The 10970-nt window shown below is 71.8% G+C and carries 9 protein-coding genes and 1 pseudogene; 7 read left to right on the top strand and 3 right to left on the bottom strand.

The window, feature by feature from the left end:
• The 3 genes and pseudogenes from FK529_RS17015 to FK529_RS17005 all read left to right on the top strand — a co-directional run.
• Window positions 1-289, top strand: a pseudogene (locus tag FK529_RS17015) (L-seryl-tRNA(Sec) selenium transferase); the annotation flags it as partial.
• On the top strand, window positions 277-2058 hold the full coding sequence (selB, locus tag FK529_RS17010) for a selenocysteine-specific translation elongation factor (RefSeq protein WP_146563408.1): 1782 nt from the start codon (window positions 277-279) through the stop codon (window positions 2056-2058). The pseudogene FK529_RS17015 and the gene selB, both read left to right, overlap by 13 nt.
• Before the next feature lie 103 nt (window positions 2059-2161).
• Window positions 2162-2368 (top strand): hypothetical protein, encoded by a 207-nt coding sequence (locus FK529_RS17005; protein ID WP_146563406.1) that lies wholly within the window; start codon window positions 2162-2164, stop codon window positions 2366-2368.
• A 15-nt stretch (window positions 2369-2383) separates the two neighbouring features.
• Here FK529_RS17005 and FK529_RS17000 read toward each other — a convergent pair whose 3' ends face one another.
• A complete protein-coding gene (locus FK529_RS17000) occupies window positions 2384-3382 on the bottom strand; it encodes an ArsR/SmtB family transcription factor (RefSeq protein ID WP_146563405.1) in 999 nt (332 codons plus the stop codon).
• Between the two features lie 195 nt (window positions 3383-3577).
• Entirely contained in the window at window positions 3578-5245 is a 1668-nt protein-coding gene (locus tag FK529_RS16995; protein ID WP_146563403.1) for an AMP-binding protein, read from the bottom strand.
• Window positions 5246-5352: 107 nt separating this feature from the next.
• On the opposite strand from FK529_RS16995, the gene FK529_RS16990 reads away from it, so the two are divergent.
• From FK529_RS16990 to FK529_RS16975, 4 genes are read left to right on the top strand one after another with little or no spacing between them, the layout of a single operon-like run.
• Entirely contained in the window at window positions 5353-6903 is a 1551-nt protein-coding gene (locus FK529_RS16990; RefSeq protein WP_193559721.1) for a CoA-acylating methylmalonate-semialdehyde dehydrogenase, read from the top strand.
• 9 nt (window positions 6904-6912) lie between these two features.
• Window positions 6913-8076, top strand: a complete 1164-nt coding sequence (locus FK529_RS16985; protein WP_269432100.1) for an acyl-CoA dehydrogenase family protein — start codon at window positions 6913-6915, stop codon at window positions 8074-8076.
• Window positions 8077-8089: 13 nt separating this feature from the next.
• On the top strand, window positions 8090-8959 hold the full coding sequence (gene mmsB / locus FK529_RS16980; RefSeq protein ID WP_146563400.1) for a 3-hydroxyisobutyrate dehydrogenase: 870 nt from the start codon (window positions 8090-8092) through the stop codon (window positions 8957-8959).
• Between the two features lie 27 nt (window positions 8960-8986).
• Window positions 8987-9487, top strand: a complete 501-nt coding sequence (locus FK529_RS16975) for a MarR family winged helix-turn-helix transcriptional regulator (RefSeq protein WP_068524523.1) — start codon at window positions 8987-8989, stop codon at window positions 9485-9487.
• Here the strand turns inward: FK529_RS16975 and FK529_RS16970 are convergent.
• Window positions 9471-10913, bottom strand: a complete 1443-nt coding sequence (locus tag FK529_RS16970) for an MFS transporter (RefSeq protein ID WP_146563398.1) — start codon at window positions 10911-10913, stop codon at window positions 9471-9473. The genes FK529_RS16975 and FK529_RS16970 overlap by 17 nt on opposite strands.
• Between the last annotated feature and the right edge of the window lie 57 nt (window positions 10914-10970).

The raw sequence follows: 10970 nt of genomic DNA, 5'->3' as shown, positions 1-10970 counted from the left end.
CCTGCACGCCGACCCCGAGGACCTGCGCCGCCGCGCGGAGCGCCTCGCCGCCCGCGTGGGCGGCACCGTCGTCCCGCACGACGGGCGTGTCGGCGGTGGCGGCGCGCCGGGTGTGCCGTTGCCCGGCTGGGCCGTCCGCCTTCCGGAGGCGCTCGCGGCGCCGTTGCGCGCCGGGCACCCGCCCGTCCTCCCGCGCCTGTCCGACGGTGCCTGCCTGCTCGACCTGCGCTGCGTGCCCGAGGAGGCGGATGCGACGGTCGCGGAAGCGGTGCGCGCGTGTTCGTCGTAGCCACCGCGGGCCACGTCGACCACGGTAAGTCCACGCTGGTCCGCGCCCTCACCGGGATCGAGCCCGACCGCTGGGCCGAGGAGCAGCGCCGCGGCCTGACCATCGACCTCGGATTCGCCTGGACCGCACTGCCGTCCGGCCGCGAGCTGGCCTTCGTCGACGTGCCCGGGCACGAGCGCTTCCTCGGCAACATGCTCGCCGGCCTCGGACCCGTCCCGGTGGTGTGCTTCGTCGTCGCGGCCGACGAGGGCTGGAGTGCGCAGTCCGACGATCACCGAGACGCGGTGGCGGCCCTGGGGATCGAGCACGGCCTCGTCGTGATCACCAAGACCGACAGGGCGCCCGACGCCGTCGCCGCTGTGACCGCGCAGGCTCGCCGTGAGCTGGCGGGCACCGGGCTCGCAGAGGCCCCGGTCGTTGCCGTCTCCGCAGTCACGGGGGACGGGCTCGACGAGCTGCGAGTCGTCCTCGACGCCGTCCTCGCGGATGTGCCTCCGCCCGATCCGAAGGCACGCGTGCGGATCTGGATCGACCGGGCGTTCACCGTCGTCGGAGCCGGCACCGTGGTGACCGGCACGGTGGCGGCGGGAACGGTGCGCGTGGGAGACGAGCTGGAGCTGTTCGGCGGGCGCGGCACCCGCCGGGTGACCGTGCGCGGCTTGCAGCGGCACGGCGCGGCCGCGGACGCGGTGGGGCCGGTCTCGCGCGTCGCGGTGAACCTGCGCGGGGTCGCGGTCGAGGAGATCCACCGCGGCGACGCCCTGCTCACGCCCGGGCAGTGGCGTGTCACCGGCGTCGTGGACGTGCGGATCGCACCGTCGGACCCGGACGCGGCCGTGCCCGTATGGATCACCGTGCACGCGGGCACCGCCGCCGTCCCCGCCCGCGTGCGTCCCTTCGACGGTGAGCACGCCCGGCTGACGCTGGCCCGAGACCTGCCGCTCGTGCTCGGCGACCCGCTGGTGCTGCGGGACCCGGGGGAGAAGCGGGTCGTCGGCGGCGCGCGGGTGCTCGATGCGCACCCGCCGGCCCTGCGCCGGCGTGGCGACGGAGCCCGTCGCGCCGAAGCGCTCGCGGGCCGGGGCTCCGACGGGGACCTGCTCGCCGAGGTGTCTCGCCGGGGTGCCGTGCGGCGCGAGCGCCTCGACGATCTCGGCTTCGGCGCGGGCGTCCCGGACGGCGTGCGGGTGATCGGGCAGTGGTGGATCCACGACGCCGCGCTCGACGCCTGGCAGGCACGCCTGCGCGGGCTGGTGGCTGAGCTGCACGAGCGGGACCCGCTCGCCGCCGGTATGTCGCTCGGTGCCGCGCGGGAGGCCCTGGAACTGCCCGATCCGTCGCTGCTGTCGGCGGTGCTCGACGGGGCCGGGCTCGAAGCGGAGGGCGGGCGGCTCGCGATGCCGGGGCACCGCGCCGAGCTGGGGCCTGCGGAGGCCGCCGTGGCGGAGATCGAGCGGCGGCTGGCCGAAGCCCCGTTCGCGGCCCCGGAGGCAGACGAGCTGGCGGCGCTGCAGCTCGGGGCCCGGGAACTCGCCGCGGCCGAGCGGGCGGGGCGCCTGATCCGGCTGGCGGAGGGCATCGTGCTCGCGCCGCGCGCACCCGCGCTCGCGATGCGGGAGCTCGCGAGGCTGGCGCAGCCGTTCACCGTCTCGCAGGCGCGGCAGGCGCTCGGCACGAGCCGGCGGGTTGCGGTCCCTTTGCTCGAGCTGCTCGACGGCCGCGGGTGGACTCGTCGGCTCGACGCGGGGCGGCGCGAAGTCGTGCGCTGACACCGCCGTCGGAATGTGTTCCAGTGCACAGTGTTCCCGATCACACTTTAGCTCATCGCTTAAAGATTGGCGGTGCGACTGCGCGGTCGAGAGACTCGTTGTCATGACCGATTACCGTGATTTCACCAGCCTCACCGCCGACCCGACCGCAGGCGCTGTCTACGCCCGCCTCGCCGACATCCACGACGACGCCGCGAAGCCCACCGCCGCGCCCCGCTCCGGGTTCGCCGCCTCCGGCCTGCGCGCCGCGCTGCGGCGTTTCGTCACCGCGAACCCCGAGTACACCGGCCCCGCCGCGCTGCGCTTCTGATCGACCGCTCCACCCTCAGGCACGGTGGCCGCGCACCAACCGGTCACCGTCCGGCGTGCGCCGGTAGAGCACCTCGCGCCCGCTCCGGGCCCGGTCGACCAGACCGTTCTCGTGGAGCACGCGCAGGCTCTGTGACGCCGCCGACGGCGTCACCTCCAGCCGCCGCGCCAACTCGCTGACCGCCACCGGTTCGTCCAGGGCATGCAGCACGTCCGCCTTCGCCCCGCCGATGAGCCGCCGTAGTGCGCCCGGCGGGACCTCGCGCATCGACTCCATGAGGGTCGCACTGCCCCGCGCCGGGTAGCCGGCGTGCGGCGTCGCCGTCTCCGGGGAGTGCGCGCTGACGAGACGGGTGAGGAAGACGCTCGGGATCAGGGTGAGCCCGCGGCCCGCGGAGGCGTACTCGCCGGAGCCCCGCGCGTAGGCCAGGTCCAGTCGCAACCGGCCGTCGCGGTCCCAGGTGAGATTCGGATTGAGCGAGGCGAACAGCTGCGTCGGCCCGCCTATCGCCAACTCCCTGCCGCGGAACGTGACGTCGGACTCGAGGATCCGGTTCACCGACGGCCAGATCGGCGCGATGACCACCCGGTGGTAGCGCTCCAGCGCCGCCGCGATGCGCGGCCCCGCGCGCTCGGGATCGTCGAGCAGGCGCGCCAGCGCGGGTGACGGTTCCCCGCCCTCCCGCAGCTCGTCCAGCTGCGCGTGGATCAGCGCCGGATCGGTCGCCGCGATCGCCGCCAGGCCCTCGTCGAGCGACGGTCGCGAGTCCCCGAGCGGCGGCATCGGGGTCAGGAAGTCCGGGATCGCCTTCCCCGACGGGGCCACCAGCGCACTGACCAGCCGGTGGTCGTACCGGTCGCGCTGCGCCTGGGCGTTGCTGCGCCAACGGCGCAGGTGCGCGGAGCTCCTATGTGTCGTGTTCAGGTGGAACAGGCTCAGCGACGTCTCGTTCATCGGCGCCAGGACGAAGCGCACGTCCGAGAGGTCGCGGACGTCGAGCACGTAGGTGAGCATGAGACGCCCAGCTTAGAGCCGCGCCGCTTCCGCCGCGCCCCCCTTCGTGACTTAACAGCGTTAGCCCAGAACGCTTCCTGGGGATTCCTATGCGACGAGTGCTAGCTACCCGTGGGTAACCGGTTGCCCAACGGGCCCGGCTCATCGGGCGCAGTGGCGCGACGAGCCGGTTCGCGTCGGCGGGGCAGCGTCCCGTCAGGACTCGCGGAACTCCGCGGAGGTCAGGCCCTGCTCCTCGGCCTTACGCAGCTCGACGCGGCGGATCTTCCCGCTGATCGTCTTCGGCAGCTCGGCGAAGGCGATGCGGCGCACGCGCTTGTACGGCGCGAGGTGCTCGCGGCTGTAGTCGAAGATCGATTTCGCCGTGGACTCGTCGGGGAGGTAGCCCTCGACGAGCACGATGTACGCCTTCGGTACCGCAAGTCTGAGCTCGTCCGGCGCCGGGACGACGGCAGCTTCGGCCACGGCATCGTGCTCCAGGAGGACCGATTCCAGCTCGAACGGGCTGATCTTGTAATCGCTGGACTTGAAGACGTCGTCGGTCCGGCCGACGTAGGTCAGGTATCCGTCCGCGTCCACCGCGGCCACGTCGCCCGTGTGGTAGACGCCGCCCTCCATCACCCGCGCGGTCTTCTCCGCATCGCCGTGGTAGCCGACCATCAGGCCGAGCGGCCGCGGGTCGAGCCGCAGACAGATCTCGCCTTCGGTCACGCCCTGCTCGCCGGTGGCGGGATCGACCAGCACCACGTCGTAGCCGGGGCATGGACGCCCCATGGAGCCGTCCTTGAGCGGCTGGCCCGGCGTGTTCGCCACCTGCACGGTGGTCTCGGTCTGTCCGAAGCCGTCGCGGATCGTCACGCCCCAGGCGTCGCGCACGCGAGAGATCACCTCGGGGTTGAGCGGCTCGCCGGCGCCCACGACCACGCGCGGCGGAGTCTTCAGGGCCGCCAGGTCGGCCTGGATGAGCATGCGCCACACCGTGGGCGGGGCGCAGAAGCTGGTCACACCCGCCCGTTCCATCTGCTGCATGAGGGCGGCCGCGTCGAACCGGTTGTAGTTGTAGATGAACACGCAGGCCTGCGCGATCCAGGGTGTGAAGACGTTGCTCCACGCGTGCTTCGCCCAGCCCGGCGAGCTGACGTTGAGGTGGACATCGCCGGGGCGCAGACCGATCCAGTACATGGTGGACAGATGGCCCACGGGGTAGCTCGCGTGCGTGTGCTCGACCAGCTTCGGCGCGCTGGTCGTGCCGGAGGTGAAGTACAGCAGCAGGGTGTCGTCGGCGCGGGTCGTGTGCGTCGGGGTGAAGGTGTCCGGCACGGTGTACGCCGAGGCGAAGGTCTCCCAGCCCGGTACGGGCGAGCCTATGACGATGCGGCTGACCGCGACATCGTCCGGCACGCGGTCGGTCAACTCGCTGCGCACGATCACGTGCTTCGCGCCGCCGCGGGTGATCCGATCGGCGACGTCGGCCTCGGCCAGCAGGGTGGTGGCGGGGATGACCACGGCGCCGAGCTTGATCGCGGCGAGCATGACGTCCCAGAGTTCGACCTGGTTGCTGAGCATGAGCAGGATGCGGTCGCCCGGCGCCACGCCGCGCTCCCGCAGCCAGTTCGCCACCCGGTTCGAGCGCGCGCTCATCTCCGCGTAGCTGAACTTCGACTCGGAGCCGTCCTCCTCGACGATCCAGAGCGCCGGCGCGTCGTTGTTCTCGGCGACCCGGTCGAACCAGTCGAGCGCGAAGTTCCACTCGTCGAGCTGCGGCCAACTGAAGCGCTCGCGCGCCGCGTCGTAGTCGTCGGCGAGCTCGACCAGCAGGTCTCGCGCGGCGAGGAAGTCTTGATATCCCTGTGTGCTAGTCACTTTCGGACCCTCCGGTTGATTACTTGGATATCCAAGTATATAGTGATGGGCACCACATCGCGCAAGGGTTTTCGCGATGGACCTTGATCGAGAGAGAAGGACACACCATGGCTGACGTGCGCACCATCCCGCACTTCATCGACGGTCGTCGCGTGGAGGCTGGTGCCGTCATTGCCGGCTCCGCCGGCGCAGGCCGCACCGCCGACGTCTTCGACCCCAGCACGGGTCAGGTGCAGGCCACCGTCCCGCTGGCGAGCACCGCCGAGGTCGACGATGTCGTCGCGCGCGCCAAGAAGGCGCAGGTCCAGTGGGCCGCATTCAACCCGCAGCGCCGCGCCCGCGTCTTCATGAAGTTCATCGACCTCGTCCACCAGAACATCGACGAGCTCGCCTCGCTGCTCTCGAGCGAGCACGGCAAGACCGTCGCCGACGCCAAGGGCGACATCCAGCGCGGCATCGAGGTCATCGAGTTCTCGATCGGCATTCCGCACCTGCTCAAGGGTGAGTACACCGAGGGTGCCGGCACCGGCATCGATGTCTACTCGATGCGCCAGCCGCTCGGCGTTGTCGCCGGCATCACGCCCTTCAACTTCCCGGCCATGATCCCGCTGTGGAAGGCCGGACCGGCCCTGGCGTGCGGCAACGCCTTCATTCTCAAGCCCTCCGAGCGCGACCCGTCGGTGCCCGTCCGTCTGGCTGAGCTGTTCATCGAGGCGGGCCTGCCCGAGGGGGTCTTCCAGGTCGTCCACGGCGATAAGGAGGCCGTCGATGCCCTGCTGAACAACCCCGACGTCAAGGCCGTCGGCTTCGTCGGCAGCTCGGACATCGCGCAGTACATCTACGAGACGTGCGCCAAGAACGGCAAGCGCAGCCAGGCCTTCGGCGGTGCGAAGAACCACATGGTGATCCTCCCCGACGCCGACCTGGACCAGGCCGTGGACGCGCTCATCGGCGCCGGCTACGGCTCCGCCGGCGAGCGCTGCATGGCGATCTCCGTCGCCGTGCCGGTGGGCGAGGAGACCGCGAACCGCCTGCGTGAGCGACTCGTCGAGCGGGTGCAACAGCTGCGTGTCGGCCACAGCCACGACCCGAAGGCCGACTACGGGCCGCTCATCACCCCGGCCGCGGTGGAGCGCACCAAGAGCTACATCCAGCAGGGTGTGGACGCCGGCGCCGACCTCGTGGTCGACGGCCGCGAGCGCACCAGCGACGAGCTGACCTTCGGCGACGCCGACCTCTCCGGCGGCAACTACCTCGGGCCGACCCTGTTCGACCACGTCACCAAGGACATGTCGATCTACACGGACGAGATCTTCGGCCCCGTGCTCTGCATCGTCCGCGCGAACAGCTACGAGGACGCCCTCGCGCTGCCGACCGAGCACGAGTACGGCAACGGCGTGGCGATCTTCACCCGCGACGGCGACGCCGCCCGCGATTTCGTGGCGCGGGTCGAGGTCGGCATGGTCGGCGTCAACGTGCCGATCCCCGTGCCGGTTGCCTACCACACCTTCGGCGGCTGGAAGCGGTCCGGCTTCGGTGACCTGAACCAGCACGGCCCGCACTCGATCCTCTTCTACACCAAGACCAAGACGGTGACCTCGCGCTGGCCCTCGGGCATCAAGGACGGCGCGGAGTTCTCCATCCCCACGATGAACTAGGAGCGGCACGTGCCCTACCCGAACCTGACGGGGGACGACCTCGCCATCGTCGAGATGGCGCGCGATTTCTCCCGCAAGCGCCTCGCGCCCTACGCACTGGAGTGGGACGCCACCAAGCACTTCCCCGTGGCCGAGATGAAAGAGGCGGGCAGCCTCGGCATGGCCGCCATCTACACCCGCGAGGACGTGGGCGGGTCCGGCCTCCGCCGGCTCGACGGCGTTCGCATCTTCGAGGAGCTCGCCAAGGGCGACCCGGTCACAGCGGCGTTCATCTCGATCCACAACATGTGCACCTGGATGGTGGACACCTACGGCTCCGAGGAGCAGCGGCAGGAGTGGATCCCCAAGCTGGCCCCGATGGACGTGATGGCCAGCTACTGCCTCACCGAGCCGGGCGCCGGCTCGGACGCGGCGTCGCTCACCACGAAGGCCGACCGCGACGGCGACGACTTCGTCCTCAACGGCACGAAGCAGTTCATCTCCGGCGGCGGCGCGTCCGACCTGTACGTGGTCATGGCGCGCAGCGAGGGCGAGGGCGCCCGCGGCATCTCGACCTTCCTGGTGGACAAGGGGACTCCCGGGCTGTCCTTCGGGCCGCCCGAGGTGAAGATGGGCTGGCACAGCCAGCCCACCACCCAGGTGATCTTCGAGAACGTGCGGGTCCCTTCGGATCGAATGCTGGGCGGGGTCGACGGGGCCGGCAAGGGCTTCGGCATCGCCATGAACGGGCTCAACGGCGGCCGCCTGAACATCGCGGCCTGCTCCCTCGGCGGCGCCCAGGCCGCCTACGATCTCGCGCTGCGGTACATGACGGAGCGCGAGACCTTCGGTCGCAAGCTCATCGACGAGCCGACCATCCGGTTCACGCTCGCCGACATGGCCACCTCGCTCGAGGCCTCGCGCCTGATCCTGTGGCGTGCGGCCACCGCGCTCGACGAGAACGACCCCGACAAGGTCGAGCTCTGCGCCATGGCGAAGAAGTTCGTCACCGAGACCTGCTACCAGGTCGCCGACCAGGCGCTCCAACTGCACGGCGGCTACGGCTACCTGCACGAGACCGGCGTCGAGAAGATCGTCCGCGACCTGCGGGTGAATCGGATCCTCGAGGGCACCAACGAGATCATGCGGATGGTGATCGGCCGCGCCGAAGCCGCCCGCATCCAGGGCAAGTAGGAGGAACAGCTTCATGAGCACGATCGCATTCCTGGGCCTCGGCCACATGGGCGGCCCGATGGCGAAGAACCTCGTCGCCGCCGGCCACACCGTGCGCGGATTCGACCTCGTCCCCGCGGCGCAGGACGCGGCCCGCGCCGCCGGTGTCACCGTGATCGACACCGCCGAGGAGGCGGTGACCGGCGCCGACGCCGTGGTCACCATGCTGCCCAACGGCGCCATCGTGAGGTCGGTGTACGAGTCGGTCCTCCCGCACGCCGCGCGGGGCACGCTGTTCATCGACAGCTCCACCATCTCCGTCGACGACGCCCGCGCCGTGCACGCGCTGGCCGAGGCCGCGGGCATGCAGCAGGTGGACGCCCCCGTCTCGGGCGGCGTCAAGGGCGCCGACGCGGGCACTCTCGCCTTCATGGTGGGCGGCGACGACGCTGCGTTCGCCGCGGCCCAGCCCGTGCTGGATCCGATGGCGGGCAAGGTGATCCATTGCGGCGGCTCGGGTAACGGGCAGGCCGCGAAGGTGTGCAACAACATGATCCTGGCGGTCCAGCAGATCGTCGTGGGCGAGGCCTTCGTCCTCGCCGAGAAGCTCGGCCTGGCGGATCAGGCGCTGTACGACGTGGTCACCGGCGCCACCGGCAACTGCTGGTCGCTGCACACCAACTGCCCCGTGCCGGGGCCGGTGGCGGGGGCACCGTCGGGCAACGAGTTCAAGCCCGGCTTCGCGACGGCCCTGATGAACAAGGACCTCGGTCTGGCCATGGACGCCGTCGCGTCCACCGGTGCCCGCGCGCCGCTCGGCACGCATGCCGCCGAGCTGTACTCCGCGTTCGCGCAGGACAACGGCGGCCTGGACTTCAGTGCGATCATTCAGACGCTGAGGTAGCGATTCACGACGAGGAAGGCGGGCGGGATGGCTGAACCGGACCCCCGGGACCCGATCGCGCGCGCCCGCCGCAACTGGGAGGACGCGGGCTGGGGCGGCGACGTCGCCTCGGGCATGGAGGCGGTGACCTCCGTGATGCGAGCGCACCAGATCCTGCTCGCGCGGATCGAGACGGCGCTCAAGCCCTTCCGCCTGTCGTTCTCCCGATTCGAGCTGCTGCGGCTGCTCGCCTTCACCAAGCGCGGCGAACTGCCGATCTCGAAGGCGAGCACCCGGCTGCAGGTGCACGTCTCGTCGGTGACCCACGCGATCGACAGGCTCGGCGAGGCCGGGCTGGTCGAGCGCAAGCCCCACCCGACCGACGGCCGCACCACGCTCGTCGCCATCACCCCGGACGGCCGGGAGCTGGTGGAGAAGGCGACCGTGGTGCTCAACGACGTCTTCTCCGACATCGGCATGCCGGACGACGAGTCCGCCGCCCTGGTCGGCGCGATCCGCTCGTTGCGCCGCTTCAACGGCGACTTCTGACCGCCGCGGCGGGGAGTCGGGGCTCCGTGCCGTCGGTCGACGGTGCGCGGTGCAGGCTCCGGGCGCACGCAGCGAAGGCGGCGGCGAGTCCCGCGTGCACCACCAGGACCACCGCGAAGGCGTGCTGCGCGGGCATCCCGCCGGCCAGCGCGGTGTAGCCCGTCCCGAGCGTCGCGACGCCCAGCGCGAACGCCGCCTGCTGCGCCGTCGACACGAGACCGCCGGTGAGCCCGGCGATGCGGTCCGGCACCGCCCCCATGATGGCCCCGACCAGTGGCCCGAACTGCATCGCCTGGGCCGCGCCCACGAGGATCAGGGCGGGCTGCACCCCCCACGCCCAGATCTGCGGGGCCGCGAGGCCGGTCGCCGCGAGGGCGAGGAGGCCGACGGCGTTGAGCGCGGCCCCCACCGGCATGGTCCGCGCGCCGAGGACGCGGTGGATCGCCGGCTGGCCCAGGGAGACGGCCACGAAGGCGGCGCCGTACGGCACCAGGGCCAGGCCCGACGCCATCGGGCTCATCCCCAGGGCGTGCTCGCTCACCAGCGCGTACTCGAAGACCAGGGCGCCGTAGCCGGAGAAGAACAGCAGCGCCATGAGCAGCCCGACCCGGATCGGCCGGTGCGCGAACACCGACGGCGGCAGCATCGGCGCGCCGCCCGCGGCCTCCGCGCGACGCTGCGCCGACCAGAACGCCGCGCCGGCACCGACGGCGACGGCGAGCAGCACCCAGGAGACCGGGGGCCAGCCCAGCGAGCCTCCCATCGAGAGCCCCACCAGCAGGGCCAGCAGGGCTGCGGTCAGCAGCGCCGTGCCGCGGTAGTCCAGCGGGAGCCGGCGCTGCGCGCGCGTGTCGGGCACCGCGCGGGCGGCGGCCGCCGCGACGAGCGCGATGCCGGCGGCCGACCACCACACGGTGCGCCACCCGAGGCCCGCCGGGTCCCACGCCAGCAGAGCGCCGCCGACGACCTGCCCGCCGCAGAAGCCCAGGCCCGCCGTGGCGGCGATGACCGCGATCGCCCGGCGGCGCGCCTCGCCCGTGGCGGTCGCCTGCACGGTCGAGAGCACCTGCGGGGTGAAGGCCGCCGCGCCGACCCCCTGCATCGCGCGGAGCACGATGAGCGAGGTGATATCCGGGGCGAATCCGGCGGCGATGGAGGCGATCCCGGCCGCGATGAGGCCGACCACGAAGACCTGGCGTCGCCCGCGGTTGTCGCCGAGCCGGCCGAACAGGATCAGTGCCGTCGCGAAGGTCGCCGAGAACGCGGCCAGGATCAGCGTTTGCTGCGCCGGCGACGCGGAGAGCCGCCGCGCCACCTCGGGGACGGCGACGTTCGCCGACGCGAACAGGAAGGTCGTGAGGAAGTAGGCGACGCCGAGCACGGCGAGCCCGGCGCCGGTCAGGCGGGGGAGGGGAGCGGAGGTCATGGCCCCGACGGTGCCTCGTCGTCATCCGGGTATCCAGACCGCACGGATCCTAGTAGT

The organism is Tsukamurella asaccharolytica, assembly GCF_007858435.1.
GTDB lineage: Bacteria > Actinomycetota > Actinomycetes > Mycobacteriales > Mycobacteriaceae > Tsukamurella > Tsukamurella asaccharolytica.
This window is presented reverse-complemented; position numbering and strand designations above follow the sequence as displayed.